This is a genomic window from Embleya sp. AB8 (genome assembly GCF_049739465.1).
Taxonomy (GTDB): Bacteria; Actinomycetota; Actinomycetes; order Streptomycetales; family Streptomycetaceae; genus Embleya.
This window is the reverse complement of sequence record NZ_JBMHHY010000035.1, coordinates 1-15,033: the sequence shown is the minus strand read 5'-3', so window position 1 is coordinate 15,033 and position 15,033 is coordinate 1. Positions and strand designations below refer to the sequence as shown.

12 protein-coding genes and 1 pseudogene are annotated in these 15,033 nt (G+C 73.3%); 5 read left to right on the top strand and 8 right to left on the bottom strand.

Annotation, left to right across the window (positions count from 1 at the left end; translation table 11 throughout):
* Positions 1–3: 3 nt before the first annotated feature.
* The 3 genes from ABIA38_RS38325 to ABIA38_RS38315 are packed head-to-tail and all read right to left on the bottom strand — an operon-like array spanning position 4 to position 6,904.
* On the bottom strand, positions 4–1,185 hold the full coding sequence (locus ABIA38_RS38325) for an ATP-binding protein (protein WP_424643602.1): 1,182 nt from the start codon (positions 1,183–1,185) through the stop codon (positions 4–6).
* Positions 1,185–6,056 (bottom strand): hypothetical protein, encoded by a 4,872-nt coding sequence (locus ABIA38_RS38320; protein WP_424643601.1) that lies wholly within the window; start codon positions 6,054–6,056, stop codon positions 1,185–1,187. Before ABIA38_RS38320 ends, ABIA38_RS38325 begins: the two co-directional genes overlap by 1 nt.
* Entirely contained in the window at positions 6,053–6,904 is an 852-nt protein-coding gene (locus ABIA38_RS38315) for a DUF4132 domain-containing protein (RefSeq protein WP_424643600.1), read from the bottom strand. The genes ABIA38_RS38320 and ABIA38_RS38315 overlap by 4 nt, the downstream gene beginning before the upstream one ends.
* 223 nt (positions 6,905–7,127) lie before the next feature.
* On the opposite strand from ABIA38_RS38315, the gene ABIA38_RS38310 reads away from it, so the two are divergent.
* The 3 genes from ABIA38_RS38310 (at position 7,128) to ABIA38_RS38300 (ending at position 7,955) form a co-directional block, all read left to right on the top strand.
* Complete coding sequence (locus ABIA38_RS38310) at positions 7,128–7,433, top strand: hypothetical protein (protein ID WP_424643599.1); 306 nt, start codon at positions 7,128–7,130, stop codon at positions 7,431–7,433.
* A 116-nt stretch (positions 7,434–7,549) separates the two neighbouring features.
* A complete protein-coding gene (locus ABIA38_RS38305) occupies positions 7,550–7,792 on the top strand; it encodes a chaplin (protein ID WP_424643598.1) in 243 nt (80 codons plus the stop codon).
* A 34-nt stretch (positions 7,793–7,826) separates the two neighbouring features.
* The gene (locus ABIA38_RS38300; RefSeq protein ID WP_424643597.1) at positions 7,827–7,955 is read left to right on the top strand and encodes a hypothetical protein; all 129 of its coding nucleotides are present in this window, start codon (positions 7,827–7,829) and stop codon (positions 7,953–7,955) included.
* A 19-nt stretch (positions 7,956–7,974) separates the two neighbouring features.
* Here ABIA38_RS38300 and ABIA38_RS38295 read toward each other — a convergent pair whose 3' ends face one another.
* From ABIA38_RS38295 to ABIA38_RS38275, 5 genes are all read right to left on the bottom strand, one after another.
* A complete protein-coding gene (locus tag ABIA38_RS38295; RefSeq protein ID WP_424643596.1) occupies positions 7,975–8,355 on the bottom strand; it encodes a RidA family protein in 381 nt (126 codons plus the stop codon).
* Positions 8,356–8,434: 79 nt separating this feature from the next.
* A complete protein-coding gene (locus tag ABIA38_RS38290) occupies positions 8,435–9,445 on the bottom strand; it encodes a sugar kinase (protein ID WP_424643595.1) in 1,011 nt (336 codons plus the stop codon).
* A 110-nt stretch (positions 9,446–9,555) separates the two neighbouring features.
* Positions 9,556–10,752, bottom strand: a complete 1,197-nt coding sequence (locus ABIA38_RS38285; protein ID WP_424643594.1) for an alanine racemase — start codon at positions 10,750–10,752, stop codon at positions 9,556–9,558.
* A complete protein-coding gene (locus tag ABIA38_RS38280; protein ID WP_424643593.1) occupies positions 10,749–11,621 on the bottom strand; it encodes an IclR family transcriptional regulator in 873 nt (290 codons plus the stop codon). The genes ABIA38_RS38285 and ABIA38_RS38280 overlap by 4 nt, the downstream gene beginning before the upstream one ends.
* Positions 11,622–11,625: 4 nt before the next feature.
* On the bottom strand, positions 11,626–13,173 hold the full coding sequence (locus ABIA38_RS38275; RefSeq protein WP_424643592.1) for an N-acyl-D-amino-acid deacylase family protein: 1,548 nt from the start codon (positions 13,171–13,173) through the stop codon (positions 11,626–11,628).
* Between the two features lie 347 nt (positions 13,174–13,520).
* Between ABIA38_RS38275 and ABIA38_RS38270 the strand changes: the two genes are divergently transcribed.
* Entirely contained in the window at positions 13,521–14,813 is a 1,293-nt protein-coding gene (locus ABIA38_RS38270) for an extracellular solute-binding protein (RefSeq protein ID WP_424643591.1), read from the top strand.
* A 4-nt stretch (positions 14,814–14,817) separates the two neighbouring features.
* Positions 14,818–15,033 (top strand): annotated as a pseudogene (locus ABIA38_RS38265) (sugar ABC transporter permease); the annotation flags it as partial.

Sequence of the window (15,033 nt, the reverse complement as noted above, 5' to 3'; positions counted from 1 at the left end):
TCGTCAGCCCTCCAGGACTCCGCGCAGGTCCCACAGGGTGCGCCAGGTCGCCGAACCGTGTTCGGCACGACGACGCACCGCCGCGTCCCAGTAGGACAGGAGTCGGGCCGCGTCGGCCGGGTCGTCCTTCTTGGCGACGCCGAGCAGATGCCCCGGGAGCAGGCTCAGCACGTCCCGGTCGCCCGGGAAGTAGGCCGCCGCCAGGGCCAGCGACGAGGCGACCGAGACCGCCTCGGCGGTGCTCAGCACGGTGGACGGGCGTTCGATCTCCCAGCCCTCGGCGGAGCGGCCGGTGCGCAGGTCGCGGAACGCGGTGACCAGCACCTCCAGGACCGTGTCGTCGACGGCGTACGCGGTCCCGGTGCGTTCGACCGCGGCCTTGGCCTGTCGGCGGACCAGCGCGATCTCCGCGTCGTGGTCGCCGATCGGGCCGACCGTCTCGAAGTTGAACCGGCGCTTGAGCGCGGCGGACATCTCCGAGACGCCCCGGTCGCGCAGGTTCGCGGTGGCGATCAGGGTGAAGCCGGGCGCGGCGTGCACCTGGGCGTCGGGGCCGCCCGCAAGTTCCGGCACCGCGATCCGGCGCTCGGACAGCAGGGACACCAGCGCGTCCTGGACCTCGGGGAGACAGCGGGTGACCTCCTCGATCCGGGCCACCCCGCCCGTGGTCATCGCGGTGAGCACCGGCGAGGGCACCAGGGCGCCCCGGCTGGGGCCCTGGGCGAGCAACAGCGCGTAGTTCCAGCCGTACTTGAGCTGGTCCTCGGTGGTGCCGGCGGTGCCCTGCACGGTGAGCCCGCTGGTCCCGCACACGGCGGCGGCGAGCAGTTCGGACAACATCGACTTGGCGGTGCCCGGCTCGCCGACCAGGAGCAGACCGCGCTCCCCGGCCAGGGTGACCACGCAGCGCTCGACCAGGGCACGTTCGCCGACGAACTTGGCGCCGATGGTCAGGCTGCGCGGCAGGCCGTCGACCGGTTCGGGCAGTTCGAGCGGGTCGCCGCTGCCCATCACGAAGGTGACCACCGCGCGCGGGGTCAGCCGCCACGCGGGCGGGCGCGGGCCGCGGTCGTAGCCGGCCAGGAAGGCCAGTTCGGCCGCGTACAGGTCCTCGGGCGGGTGGATCTGGCGGGCCGCCCGGACCGCGGGTTCGGTTGTGGTTGTGGTTGTGGTTGCGGTGGTCATCAGCGGCGGCCCTTTCGGGTGGTGCGGGTGACCAGTTGTTCGAAGCCCGGCGCGTCGCCGTCCTGCACCCGGCGCCAGGCCCGGTGGAAGAGTTCGGGCACGGGGCAGTCGGGCACGATCACGGTGTTCCTGGGCTGTTCGTACAGCCCGTCCTTCCAGGTCTCCAGTGGCAGGGCCGGGTTCTTCAGCGCGTTCCAGCCGCCGGGCAGGAACAGCGTGCGGCCGGCGCGGGCGCGCTTGGCCTCGACGACCAGGTCCGTGGCCAGGAGTTCGGTCCGGGCCTGCTTCAGGCGCGCGGGCTTCCAGCCGGTCCAGCGGGCGACCTGACGGTCCGTCGGGTCGGGCAGCGCGAGCAACTGGAGGTAGAGCACCGCCGCGTCCTCGCCGATCCCGTGTGTCTTGGCCACCTCGGCGACCAGTTCGGGCACCGTGTAGGCCGGGTCCTGCTGGCAGCCGGGCGGGCCGTCGGCGCGCAGCAGCGCCTCGAAGGCGGGGTCCAGAATCCGGCGGAAGGCGCGGAAGTTGGTCGAGTCGGCCGCGCCGCGCAGCGCGATCAGCCGGTCGAACCACGGGTCGTCGGCGGCGGTGAAGCCGGCCGGGCGGACCAGGGTGAACTCGCTCTCGCCGTACCAGGGGTACAGCCAGAACCGGTCCTCGATCCGGACCAGGCCGTCCGGGTCGGCGCCGCCGACCTCGGGCAGGCCGGCCGCCTCGCGCAGCCGGGCGGCGGTGGTGCCCCTCTCGGCGGACTCGACGTCCAGGTCGAACACCAGGCCCGGGTCGGCCAGCCGGCTGCGCAACAGGCCGAGCACGTGCGGCAGGTGCGCGCGCAGCGGGTCGCCGTAGGGCAGCCGGTAGGCGAGCCAAGCGAGCGCGTCCACCGTCAAGTTCAGGACGTGGCCACTGGGCACCGCGTCGTTGTCGGAGGCGACGAAGCGGCCGTCCTTGTCCAGCGTGTGGGTGGAGGTGCCGGTGATCCACTTCCGTGTTTCCGGGGTGAGCACGTTCTCGAACACGCCGGAGGACATGCCTCGGGCATCCGCCGCGACCTCCTCGGGCAGCCGCAACACCCGACCGAACGCGGCCTCCCAGGCCCGGCAGCCGGCGGCGATGTCGTGGCCCGTCGTCCACAGGGTGTGCACGTCCTCGGGCCGCGCGGGCACCAGTGCGTCCAGTACGCGGGCCCGGGCCGGGCCGGCCAGGCGGTCCAGTTGCTCGCGGGCGTTGCTCGCCTCGGCGGCCTTGAGGCCCAGGAGTGCGCGCTGGTCCTTGTCCAGGTCGCCGGCGGGCAGCCCGGCGAGCAGCAGGCTCGCCTCGCCCCGGCCCACGCCGGTGCCCTCGATCAGGGTGGGGACCGCCTCCGGGCGCCAGGTCACCGGGCCGTGTTCGCGGATTCCGCGCAGCACGGCGGCGATCCGCTCGGCGGACATCGGCTCGGTGTAGCGGTGTTCCTCGTGGGTGGTGAAGCCGTCGATCGCGGCGAACTGCCCCGAGGGGTCGTGGTCCAGGGCGAGCCAGTGGTCCTTGTTGTTGCCGTAGGTGTACTGGCTGTCCAGGACGATCACGGTGCGCTCGCCGCGGCGGATGATCCGGCCCTTGCGCCTGTTGTCCTTGCCCTTCTTGACGGTGGGCTCGCACAGGGTGACCGAGCGCAGCGTGCCGGCGGGGGCAGCCAGTGGGCCGACCGCGAGCGCGTCGAGCACCAGAAGCAGTCCGGTGCGCTGGTCGGCGGGGGTGAACGGGGACAGCGCGCGGGCGAGCAGCGCGGCCCGCTGGTCGAGCAGGTCGTGCCAGCCGACGTGCGGCTCGGTCAGCCGACCGGACTCGACGGTCCACTCGGCCGGGCCGTCGGTGCGGGCCAGCGCCCCGGTGACCGCGGTGATGTGGTCGAGCGTGGTCCAGGTGGTGGCGCCGGAGTGGCCGTAGTAGCTGTGGCTGCCGATGCCGCCGAGCCCGGCCAGGGCGGTGCGCAGTTCGCCGTCCCGGCCGTGGGCGGGGCCGGTGGGCACCGCGCGGGCCTGCTGGTCCTTCTTGCTCACCTTGCCGAACCCGCGCAGCCGCTCGGCGAGTCGGGCGGTGTCCCGGGCCAGTCCGGCGACGCAGCGGCGCAGCCGGGGGTGGCCGACCTCGGGCAGCAGCCGCCCGACCACCTCGGTCCGGACCGAGTCCGGCCGGGCGGGCTTGTTCGGCGACTTCTTGGCGATCGTGTACTCGGCCAGCGCACGCTCGTGATCGGCGTGCACCTCGGCCACCAGTGCGGCGACCCGCTCGTGGGTGAGTGTGCGCAGGGCCAGCGAGCCGGCCTCGTCGCGCGGGCGCAGCGCGTGCCAGAACGCGGTCGGGGGAACCACCCGGGTGCCTTCCGCCAGGCCGGTGCCGCCCTTGTGGTCGGTGCACTGGCCGAGCAGGACGTCGCCCGACCACAGCGACACACCCTGGTGTTCGACGACCACCGTGGGGGCCGCGCCGCCGGGCAGCCGCAGGGTGCCGATCGGCACCTCCTGCGGCGTCTGGTCCCAGTGCCGCCGGGAGCGTACGGGCGCGGTCACGGTGTGCCCGGCCACGGAACCCGCGGTGATCGTGTCGCCGTCGACTCGAACCCAGTGGCCGAGCAGGGTGCCGTCGGTGCCCAGCGGGGTGTGTTCCAGACCGGGCAGCAGCGGGAGCAGTTCGCAACGGTCGGGCACGAGCGAGCCGCCGTCGGCGACCGCGGCGGCGAACGGGGCGGGCAGCGAGGCGCGGCCGTGGGCGCCGGTGGCCGGGTCGTACTCGGTCCACTTGCGTTCGGCGCGGTCGTAGTCGAGCGACCAGTGGGTGATGCCGTCGGTGAGCACGCCCCGGCGCGGCGGGAGCTTGGTGTCGCCGGCGTGCAGCGGCCGGCCGCCGGTGGTCACCCCGCCGCCCGGCAGCGGGAGGGCGAGCAGGGAGTTGTGCGTCGAACCGGAGTTCGGGTGGTCGTTGAGCAGGAAGGTCTCGGCGGGGCGGGGCGACCAGTAGCCCTCCCAGTCGTAGTCCTTGTTGTACCAGGCGACCAGGAGTTGTCCGTCGACGTAGCGGTATTGGGTGCGCTGCCAGCTGACCCGGCCGTCGGGCAGGCGCGGTTCGTGGTCGAGCAGGATGCCCTCGGGGCCGACCACGATCGCCCGCTTGTCGGTGGAGAGCACCAGCGCGGGCCAGGACTCGTCGACCCGGATCTCGGTCTTGCGGCCGAGCAGTTCGGCGGCCTCGTCGAGGGCGGGCCAGCCGAGTTCGTCGTAGACGCCCGCGTGCAGCGTGTCCAGCAGGAGCGGGATCGGGTCGAACGCGCGGACGCGGGCGACCAGGTCGGGGGTGACGTCCTCGACCACGGTGCGGAACTCGTCGAGCACCGCCAATTCGCGCTTGGCGGTCGGCAGTCCGGCCGCCGAGGTGACCTTGGCGCCCTGTTCGGTCAGCCAGCCGGCGAGCACGCCGCGCAGCACCGGGTGGGCGGCGGCGTCCTGCTGGTGCCGGCCCTTCAGGCCGCCGATCGCGTTCCGCAACAGCGTGGCGTAGCGGTCGTCGGCGGCGAGCGCGGCCAGGTCGCGGCGGCCCTCGGCCTGGTCGTCCCACCATTCGCCCAGGTCGACCGAGCCCTTGGGGTCGGGCTCGGTCAGCGGTATCGCCTCGACCAGGGCCAGGTCGAGCAGGTCCACGTCCACCACCGAGCGCCAGCCGTTGCCGCTGAACAGGGTGACCGGCACCGCCTCGGTGCGCAGCGCGCCGGCCATCCGGGCGATCAGGTTCGCGGTCCGGGCGTGGCGCGCGGTGTAGCGCCAGCTGCGCTGGCGGTGTCCGGCCCAGCGGGTGACCCAGGAGGCCCGGGCGCCGGCGGGCAGGTCGCCGGCCACGAGCAGGTCCTCGACGCCGGTCTCGGCGAGCACGTCGAGCCAGAACTCGTCGAGTTCGGCGTCCGGGGTGGTGCCGCCGGGGGTGGGCAGGATCTCCAACAGGCGGGTGCGCGTCTGCGGCTCGGCGGCGGCCAGTTCGGCCAGCGGCTTGCGGTTGACCTTCCAGAAGGACAGCGGCGCGCGGCCGATCGCGGGGGTGGCGAGCAGCTCGCGCAGCAGCGCGCGCTCCTCGGCGGTGTGGTCGCCGCCGGCTGCGCGGATCAGCGCGCGGGCGTCCTCGGCCAGGCCCGCGTAGGGCGGCATGCCCGCGGTGCAGCGCTCGACCGCGAGTTGGCGGAACTGTACCCACGCCTCGGCGGGGCCGAGCCGGGCGGCCAGCGACTTGGCGTGTTCCTTGAGCGCCTTGGCGGTCAGCGCGCCGGCGAAGGCGAATTCCAGGAAGACCGCGCGCAGCCGCTCCTCCTCGATCGGCAGGTTGTGCACCCGCTCGGCCTCGCGGGCCTTGCCGAAGAGCGCGGACGCGTAGCTCTTGTTGTCGTGCTTGAGGAAGATCCGCGCGGCCTGCTCGTAGAAGGTGGGCAGGAAGTGCGGTACGGCCCGGCCGAGTCGGCTCGCCAGTTCCTCGAAGCCGTCCTTGGCCGCGCCGGGCTTGGTCTTGGCCTGCCGGTCGAGCCGTTCGATGTCGCGGACCAGGGCCAGCGCGTGGTGCCCGTTGGCCGCGTCGTTGACCAGCGCCCAGGCGGGGAAGCCGAGCGCCTCGCGGCGGACCTGGCCGACCTCGGGCGCGTCCGCCTCGCGGGTCAGGCCCAGAAAGCCCAGCGCGAGGTCCTCGGCCTCGCCCAGGGTGGCCGGCACCAGTTGCACGATCGGGCGGTCCTCGAACGCGGGGTGCCGGTAGGTGCGCACCGTGAGGGTGTCGATGTCGTCGCCACCCAGCGTGCCCGGGAGCAGGATCGCGCCGGCGTCGAGCAGGACGCGCGAGGGGTCGGGGGTGGTGCTCATGCCGCTTCCTCCGTGGTCTCGATCGTGCGGCCCGCGTACAGCGCGGCGCCCATGCGCATGCCTTCCGACCAGGCCACCGGCGGCACCCGGTCCAGGGTCAGCGTGCCGCCGCCCTCGGTCCAGGCGACCGGGCCGGTCTCGGTCGACTCGTAGCCGTCGTAGTCGCCCAGCCACATCCGGGCCTCCAGCTCACGCCCGCCGTCGAGCACCGCGCAGACGGCCTGGCCGCCGCGCACCTGGTAGCCCAGCTGGGTGGCCCGGCCGATCAGGAAGCGCAGCTGGTCGTAGCGGCCGCCGGTGAACTCCTCGACACTGGTGCGCGCCCCGTCCAGGTCGGCGGGCCGGTGCCACACCTCGCGGTAGAGCTGTTGCACCCGCTGGTCGACACCCAGTTCGACGGCGAACTCGCGCAGGTCCTCGAGGTCGTCGAGGAGCACCGGGTGTGGGATGCGGATGGTGCTCGCGTCGAGGTAGACGGTGTCGCCGTCGGGGTCGACGATGCCCACCCCGCGCTCGGCGTCCGCGCCGCGCAGGAAACCGGCCACCGCGCCGTCCTCGGCGGTGACCACCAGGTCACGCAGCACGCCCTGCCAGGAGGGATCCGGCCACACCCGGGACAACACCGCGACCGGGACCGGCAGCGAGCCGATCATCCAGCGCTCGACCGCGGCCAGGCAGGCGCGGTCGTGCCGTTCCAGCCACTCGACGAGCTGCCGCAGGCCCACCACGGCCGGATCCTCGGCGAGTTTCCCGGGCACCGACTTCAGTTGCCGCCCCTTGGCATTGCGGCACACCACCTTGCCGTCCTCGACGGCGACCTCGTAGTCGCCCGCCCGGATCCATCCCACGATCGTTCCCTCCACACGTTGCGCGAATGTCGGTGACAACCCGTCAAATGCCAAGCGGCACAAGGCGCTCGGCGCCGGAGACCAGGTTGGCGGGAACGTTAGCCGTCGATTCCGACAGCGCCGTCACCCGACAGGATGAAACACCCGAGGAATCGACATTCGATGGCCGGAAATCGCGCCCGACAAGGAAACTCTCGGCGGCGCGTGGACTAACTTGCGTCGAATGACAGTGCCCGCCGTGCCCCGAGGTCTGCGCAGCCTGATTCCCGGTCCCGGCTCGGACCTCGATCCGGGCGGCGTGGGCGATCCCGGACCGGGTCGGGCCGATCCCCCGCCGCCGGCCGAGCCGCCGATCGCGGCCCGGACCCGTTCGGTGCTGGACGGCTTGGCGCCGGTGGCGGTGCCGCGCGCGGTCGCCGAGGCGTCCGCGGACGTGCTGTACGCGCTGGCCGCGAGCGCGCCGACCGACCTCGCGCAGGTGGCCCGGGAACTGGCGCTGCGGCTGCGCGCCGCCGCCCGAACGACCTGATTCGCCGGGGCAACCGCTCGTTCGGACCTGTCGCCGTATCCGACCGCGAGTTGGCGCGTTGTTCAGGATCCACCCGCCGCGGGTGGGACTGTACGAACCGAAAGGACCGACTCAAGATGTCGCGTATCGCCAAGGCCGCCGTCCTGACCGCCACTGTGGGCGCCGCTGTCGCGGGCGTTGCCGGCCCCGCGATGGCAAGCTCCGAGGCCGGGGGCGCGGCCGTGAGCTCGCCCGGCGTGCTCTCCGGCAACAACATCCAGGTTCCGGTTCACATCCCGGTCAACGTCTGCGGCAACAGCATCGACATCATCGCGGTGCTCAACCCGGCCATCGGGAACGTCTGCGTCAACAAGGGCTGAACACCCGGACGAACACCGAGGCCCCGCTCGATGCGTGCGTGCACGCGTCGAGCGGGGCCTCGGCATGTTCGAGGTGCTCCCGGACGGCGAATTCCCGGACCCCCGACGGTGCTACGCCCGGGACCCGGTGGGCAACCGGCTGGAATTCCTCCAGCCGCGTTGACCGCCCGGGTCGGCCGGGATCACGGGCGGCGGGCCACCACGTCGATCTCGACCAGGATGTTCATCAGGTCCGAGCCGACCGTGGTGCGCACCGGGTAGGGCGCGGTGAAGTACTCGCGGTAGACCTCGTCGTAGCCGGCGAAGTCGCGCTTGAGGTGCTCGAGGTGGGTGGTCACCTTGACCACGTGGCTGAAGTCGAGACCGGCCTCGGCGAGTACGGCCTTGAGGTTGTCCAACACCTGCCGGGTCTGGGCGGCCACGTCGTCGCCGACGGTGGCGCCGGTGACCGGGTCGATCGGGCCCATGCCCGCGGTGTAGACGAAGTCGCCGGCGTCGATGCCCTGCGAGTAGGTGCCCCCGGGCTTGGGCGCGGCGTCGGTGCGGATTTCCTGGTGAGCCATGGGAGTTCGCTTTCTTGATCGCATTGCGGGTGCTTGGGAATGGTACGTGTGCGGCCGGCGCGGGTGTGCGGGCCCCGGTTCAGCGGGCGACCGCGTCGTCCTGTTGCAACAACCGCAGTTCGTCGCGGCGCGGCAGCCCCTCCCAGTCGCCGGGCACGGTAACGGCGAATGCGCCGGCCGCGGCGGCGGTGGCCAGCCGGGCGGCGATCGAACCACCCTCGACCAGCTCGGCCAGGTAGCCGGCAGCGAATGCGTCGCCGGCGCCCACCGGGTCGACCGCGGCCACCCGGTGCAGCGGCACCTGGTGCGGCCGGCCGTCGACGATCGCCAGCGCGCCGCGCGAGCCCTGCTTGAGCAGCACCTGGGTGGGGCCCAGCGTGCCCAACTCGCGGGCCAGGTCCAACACCGGGGTGTGCGCCGACGCCTTGAGCACCAGGCGGGCCTCGTCCTCGGTGGCGAACAGGATGTCCGCCCGGCCGGCCAGCGCGCGCAGCTCGTCGGCCGCGTCCTCGGCCGACCACAGCGCCTGCCGGTAGTTCAGGTCGAGCGAGACCGGGACGCCGGCCGCGTTCGCCTCGGCGACCGCGGCGCGCACCGCCGCGCGGGCGGTCGAGGACAACGCCGGGGTGATCCCGGTGACGTGCAGGATCCGTGCCGAACGCACCAGCGCGGGGTCCACATCGCCCGGGCAAAGCCGCGAACCGGCGCTGCCCGCCCGGTAGTAGCGCACGTCGGTGGCCGCGCTGGTGCGCCGGGCCTTGACCATCAGGCCGGTGGGCGCATCCGGGTCGACCACCGCGCCGCGCGTGTCCAGGCCCTCGCCGCCGAGCACGGCCAGCACCAGGCGGCCGAACTCGTCGTCGCCCACCCGGCCGATCCACGCGGCCCGCCGGCCGAGTCGGGTGATCCCGATCGCCAGGTTGGTCTCCGCGCCGCCGGTGGCGACGTCGAGCGTGCGGGCGTGCCGCAGCGGACCGATGTGCGGCGCGGTGAGCAGCACCATGGTCTCGCCGAGCGTGACCACGTCCGGGGCTTCCCGGGGTTCGGCGGTCATGATGTCCTCTCGCGTGATTCGCGTGATTCGCGTCATCGGTGGCATCGGATTCGGGATCGATTCGGGAGCGGGAGCGGGTCGGTCGGACCGGCGGGTGGTCGGTCGGGCCGCCGGGCCCGGGGGTGGTCCGGGCCCGGCGCGCCGGCTCAGAAGTGCGTGTTCAGCACGTCCACGACGCGGTGTTCGTCGTCCACCACCGGCACCGCGCGCCACTTGTCGAAGGCCGTACAGGGGTGCGAGATACCCAGGCAGACCAGTTCGCCCACGGCCATCGTGCTGTCGCCGAGGTCGACGTAGGCGTGCTGGTCGTCGAGCTTGACCACGCGCGCCGCGCCCGCCTCGCGCAGCGTGCCGTCAAGGGCGCGCACCCGCAGCGGGACCGGCAGGTCCTGGTCGAAGGGCACGTCGCGGCGACCGGCGCCGAGCACGGCAAGTCCCGGCTCCGGCGCGGAGAGCACCTGCGCCCACACCTCCAGGGCGCCCGCGAGCGAGCCCTCCTCGGGGTGCCGGACGAACGGCGTCACGCGCGCGTAGAGGCCGTCGTCGTGCGAGACGTAGGCGCCGCTGCGCAGGATGATCGTCCGGTCCGGCAGCGGCTTGCCGTCCGGCGCGAGCACGTCCACGACCGCGTCGAACCACGCGCTGCCGCCCGCCGAGACGATCGGCGTGCCGGGCACCAGGTCGGCGATCGCGTCGGCCAGGGCGGCCAGTTCGCGCAGCCACTCGGACACCGCGGCGGTGTCCGGCAGGCCGCCCTCGTAGCCGGCCACGCCCGCCACCGTCAGCCCGGGCACCTCGGCCGCGTAGCGGGCCAGTTCGACGCCCTCGGCCAGGCCCCGGCAGCCGGTCCGGCCGCCCGCGCGGCCCAGTTCGACCAGTACCGACAACTTCCCGCCGGGCACCGCCGCGAGCGCCGCGGCGGCCACCTCGACGCCCGCCCGCGAGTCGACGTAGAACAGCAGGTCCGGCCGGGTGGCGGCCCAGCGCAGCACCTTCTCGTCGAGCACCTCGTTGGCGATGATGATCCGGGGCACCTTGAACCGGTGCGCGGCCAGCGCCTGGTTCGCGGTGGCCACGGTGATCCCCCAGGCGCCGGCGGCCAGTTGCTCGGCGAACAGCTCGGGCGACATGGTGGTCTTGCCGTGCGGCGCGAACAACACGCCGTGGCGGGTGGTGTATTCGGCCATCGTGGCCACGTTCGCGAGCAGCGCGGACTTGCGCGCGACCATCACCGGCCAGGTGAACGGCCCGTCGAACAGGCTGTGTTCGGCCGCGCCGAGTTCGTCGTCGGTGAGTTCTTCGTAGGGCAGCCAAGTGCCCTTGGTGTACGAGTCGAGGGTCATCGGGTCGCTCCCAGGGTGCGCGATACACGGAGGGCCGCCGCCGCTACCGCGGGTCCCAGTTCGCGGACCCGAGCGGCGGTGACGCGGGACGTGAGACCGGAGACCGACAGGGCTCCGACCACGACGTCGTTGTGGTCGAAGATAGGCGCCGCGACGCAGCGCACCTCGGGCTCGTTCTCCCGATCGTCCACCGAGTAGCCGCGATTGCGGATCCGGGCCAGCTCGGTGCGCAACAGCGCGGGGTCGGTCAGGGTACGCGCGGTGACCGTGGGCAGGCCCGCGTCGACCACCTGGACGAACACCTCCTCGGGCAGCCAGGCGAGCATCGCCTTGCCCACCGCCGTGCAGTACATCGGCGCGCGGCTGCCGATCCGCGAGGCCATCCGGACCGCGGTCTCGTTCTCCACCTTGTCGATGTAGACGATGTGCGGCGCGTCCGGCACGCACAGGTGCACGGTGCCGCCGGCGTCGCGCATCAGCCGGTGTGCCTCCTCGGCGGCGGCGGTGCGCAGGTCGATCCCGGCCAGGTAGGCCTGGCCGAGCGCGAGCGCGCCGGGGCCGAGCCGGAAGTGGCCGTGTCGGCGGTCGCGGGCCAGCAGTCCGGTGTCCAGGAGGGGCTGGGCCAGGCGCAGCACGGTGCTCTTGGCCAGGCCGAGGCTGTCGGCCAGCTCGGTCAGGCACAGGCCCTCGGCGCCGGCGTGGTCGCGGACCTGGTCGAGCACCGCGAGGGCGCGGCGCAGCGACGCGGACTGGTTGCGGGGCGGGGCGGCGGGCTGGGCTTCGGCGCGAGGTTCGGGGCGCGGACCGCCCCGGGTCTCGCCGGGTGACTCGACGGCGCCGCGCTCGTGCTCGGGAGTACTCACTGGCATGTCCTCAGGACGGCCTGACCGGGCGCCCGGGCGTGTTTCCCGTCAGGGCTCCGGACGAGAGTACGGGGACGCCGGCCACCAGCACGTCGTCGATGCCGGCGGCGGGGCGGCGGGCGTCGGGGTAGTCGGCGAGGTCGGCCACGCGCGTCGGATCGATGACCGCGATGTCGGCGGCCAGGCCGACCCGCAGGAGCCCTCGGTCGGTGAGCCCGAAGCGCCGGGCGGGGTGCGACGCGAGGTGTACCGCGGCTTGTTCCCAGGTCCAGTCGCCGAGTTCGACCACATGGCGGGCGAGCAGTCGGGCGAACGCGCCCCAGCCGCGCGGGTGCGGGCTGCCGCCGATGTAGATGCCATCCGAGCCGCCGATGTGCGCGGGGTGGCGCAGCAGCGCGCGGACCGACGCGTCGCTGTTGGTCGGCGGCTGGTCGAACACGGCGCTCGCCACCAGGTCGGTGGCGATCAGCAGGTCGGCGCAGAACTCGGCCGGGCTCGTGCCGACCTCGGCGGCGGCGTCCACGAGTCGGCGGCCCTCGGCCCAGCGGAAGTCGGCGGCGGGCACGTGCGCGAGGGTGATCCGGGGCCACAGGGCCGGATCCACGTCGGTGGCCAGCAGGCGGCGGGTGGCCGGTTCGGCAAGGGCGGCGACCACCCGATCGGGGTCGGGGTCGTCCAGTGCGCGGGGCAGCGCGACCATCGCCAGGATGCTGCAGCCGCGCAGGTAGGGATACGCATCGTAGGTCAGGTCCAGGCCCTCGGCCCGGGCGTCGTCCACGATCGCGATCAGTTCCTCGGCCGGGCCGTGGTAGTGCGATACGTGGGTGGCCACGCCGGTCGCGCGGGCCACCGCAAGCAGCTCGGCCATGGCCGGTCCGGCGGCGGCCTCGTAGCCGCGCATGTGCGAGACGTGCGGGAGGCCGCGGGCCGCGACGGGGGCGAGCAGCGCGGCCAGTTCGGCGGTGTCGGCGTAGCGGCCGGGGACGTATTCCAGGCCGGTGGACAGGCCGCAGGCACCCTCGGCCAGGCCGCGCTCGACGGCCCGGGTCATCTCGGCCAGCTCGGCGGTGTCGGCGGCGCGGGCGGTGGGGCCGAGCGCGCTGTGCCGGACGGTGCCGTGCGGGACCAGGTAGGCGGTGTTGACCGCGGTGGTCCGGTCGTAGGTCGCCAGCAGGTCGGCGACGGAGACCGGGCCCTGGCCCAGGCCGGGGTGGGTGCCGTTGATCGCGGCGAAGTAGCGGGTGACGTAGGCCAGCGCGGCGGGGGTGGCGGGGGCGTAGGACAGGCCGTCCTGGCCGAGCACGAAGGTGGTCACGCCCTGGCGCAGCGCGGCGAGTTGCACGTCGGGGTCGAGGACGGCGGCGTCCCCGTGCACGTGCGCGTCGACGAAGCCGGGCGACACGTGGCGGCCGGTCGCGTCGATCTCGAGCCGGGCCCGCGCGCCGTCGAGCCGGCCGATCGCGGCGATCCGCTCGCCGGTGATCGCCACGTCGGCCCGGAAGGCGGGGGCGCCGGTGCCGTCGAGCACCTGCCCGCCGCGCAGCAGTACGTCGTACATGCGAGCCCTCCCTGCCCTTCGTGATCCGGTCGCGGCCGAGCGCATCGGCGCCGGCGGTGCGTCGCCGGGTGGGCCGACCGAGGGGTCGACCGAGGAGGGACGTTACGTGTCCGTAAGCGCCCCGTGCCACTTTCGCAGCACACAGTTTTGCAGTGCACAACGTTCGGCGGGACGCCTTGTCGGAACGCGGCGCCGCTTTCTAACGTCCCGCTCACGCCGCACCGGATGTTTCCCCTTGCGGCCCGTTCGTGTCGATTGATGCAGACGTCCAGACGTACAGGCCGATCCCTCGGGTCGCGGCACCCACCGCGGTCGCTCCGGCCTGCCTCGCCGCAGGAGGAATTGTCGTGAAGATCCGGAGTTTGGCCGCCGTCGCAGTGGCCGGCATCGCGCTGGCTGCGTGCGCGCCGGGCACGGCGTCCAAGACCAAGTCCGCCGACGAGCAGACCGGCACGCTCAAGGTGTGGCTGTACGACGAGGCCAACCGCGCGCCCAAGGAGAAGGTCGTGAACGCGGCCGTCGCCGACTTCAAGGCGGCGCATCCGAAAGTAAATGTCGAGGTGGGCTACATCCCGACCGACGCGGGTCCGCGCGCGGAGAAGATGAAGGGCGCGTTCAACGACCCGAACAGCGCGCCGGATGTGGTCGAGTTCGGCAATACCGACCTGTTCGGCTACGTCGCGGCCGGCGGCCTCGCGGACATCTCGGCCGACCTGGGCACCTGGTCCGAGGCGGGCGACCTGCCCAAGGACCTCAAGGACACCACGCTGGTCGACGGCAAGACCTACGGCCTGCCGTGGTGGCTGGGCCTGCGCTCGCTCTACTACCGCACCGACGTGTTCACCGAGCTGGGCCTCAAGCCGCCGACCTCCTACGCCGAACTGGTCGACGCGGCGAAGAAGGTGCGCGCCGCCAAGCCGGACATGTTCGGCATCGCGGTCGGCGGCAAGTACACCTACGGCGGCCTGCCGTTCGTGTGGGCCAACGGCGGCGACATCGCCACGCAGCAGGGCGGCAAGTACGCGGCCTCGCTCGACACGGCGCAGTCGCAGGCGGGCGTCAAGGCATACACCGACCTGTTCGCCAAGGACATCTGTCCGCCGCAGCAGTGCGCCGACCTGACCGGTGGCAAGACGGTCGAGGCGTTCGCGGCGGGCACCGCGGGCATGGCGATCCTGCCCAACTCCTCGCGCAGCGCGGTCGAGGCGGGCGCGGCCAAGGGCAAGTACGCGGTCGTCCCGCTGCCGGGCAACACGCCGGGCTCGATCGCGCCGGCCTTCTCCGGTGGCAACGACCTGGGCGTGCTGAAGTCCTCGCAACACCGCTCCCTCGCGGTGGACTTCATGAAGATCCTGGGCGGCAAGAAGTACCAGCTGCAGATGTTCGAGGCGATGGGCAACCTGCCCACGCTCGCCTCGGCGCGCGGTGACGTGGTGGCCAGGGACCCGTGGCTCAAGCCGTTCATCGACACGCTGAACGCGGGCACCAAGTTCGTGCCCAAGGACGCCGCGTGGGCCAAGATCGACTCGCAGGCCGTGGTGCCGACGATGTTCCAGAAGGTGATCACCGGCAAGTCGGATGTGGCCGGTGCCACGAGCGAGGCGAAGACCGTCATCGACAACGCGTTCGCCGGGAAGTAACCCGGTGACCACGACCACCACGCCCGCGCGGGCGGACCGGCCGACCCCGGCCCGGGTTCGCCCGCGCGGCGGCGCAGGCAAGACCACAACCGGCCGGCGGCGCTCCTGGATGCCGCTGTGGCTGCTGTTGCCGTCGGCGGTCATCCTGATCCCGCTGTTCGGCTACCCGCTCTACCAGCTCGGGTTGTTGTCGTTCCTGAAGTTCGGCCAGCCGCAGGCG

Excerpts from the sequence above, each read along its gene's own strand:
- ABIA38_RS38280 (WP_424643593.1), bottom strand. The coding sequence starts at position 11,621 with ATGCCAGTGAGTACTCCCGAGCACGAGCGCGGCGCCGTCGAGTCACCC.
- ABIA38_RS38290 (WP_424643595.1), bottom strand. The coding sequence starts at position 9,445 with ATGACGCGAATCACGCGAATCACGCGAGAGGACATCATGACCGCCGAA.
- ABIA38_RS38320 (WP_424643601.1), bottom strand. The coding sequence starts at position 6,056 with ATGAGCACCACCCCCGACCCCTCGCGCGTCCTGCTCGACGCCGGCGCG.
- ABIA38_RS38275 (WP_424643592.1), bottom strand. The coding sequence starts at position 13,173 with ATGTACGACGTACTGCTGCGCGGCGGGCAGGTGCTCGACGGCACCGGC.
- ABIA38_RS38305 (WP_424643598.1), top strand. The coding sequence starts at position 7,550 with ATGTCGCGTATCGCCAAGGCCGCCGTCCTGACCGCCACTGTGGGCGCC.
- ABIA38_RS38310 (WP_424643599.1), top strand. The coding sequence starts at position 7,128 with ATGACAGTGCCCGCCGTGCCCCGAGGTCTGCGCAGCCTGATTCCCGGT.
- ABIA38_RS38325 (WP_424643602.1), bottom strand. The coding sequence starts at position 1,185 with ATGACCACCGCAACCACAACCACAACCACAACCGAACCCGCGGTCCGG.
- ABIA38_RS38285 (WP_424643594.1), bottom strand. The coding sequence starts at position 10,752 with ATGACCCTCGACTCGTACACCAAGGGCACTTGGCTGCCCTACGAAGAA.
- ABIA38_RS38295 (WP_424643596.1), bottom strand. The coding sequence starts at position 8,355 with ATGGCTCACCAGGAAATCCGCACCGACGCCGCGCCCAAGCCCGGGGGC.